Source organism: Pseudomonas sp. PDM19 (genome assembly GCF_014852215.1).
Classification (GTDB): domain Bacteria; phylum Pseudomonadota; class Gammaproteobacteria; order Pseudomonadales; family Pseudomonadaceae; genus Pseudomonas.
In genome coordinates, this window is sequence record NZ_JACVBG010000023.1 from 1 (window position 1) to 255 (window position 255).

1 rRNA gene is annotated in these 255 nt (G+C 49.4%); it reads right to left on the minus strand.

Going from position 1 to position 255, the window contains the following annotated elements:
* Positions 1 to 98, minus strand: a 5S ribosomal RNA gene (rrf, locus tag IB273_RS31335); the annotation flags it as partial.
* Positions 99 to 255: the final 157 nt, after the last annotated feature.

The window sequence follows — 255 nt, forward strand, 5'->3', positions numbered from 1 at the left end:
CTCACATGGAGAAACTCCACACTACCATCGGCGATGCGTCGTTTCACTACTGAGTTCGGGATGGGATCAGGTGGTTCCAACGCTCTATGGTCGTCAAGCAATTCTTTATGGACGCTCGTGGCAAGTGTACACGCTCATCCAGATTCGGGTATGTGACAGGTATTTGCGGTTCACACGAACTTTCGGTTCGTTACGTCTTCACCGTACAACACGCAAATTGTTTGGGTGTTATATGGTCAAGCCTCACGGGCAATT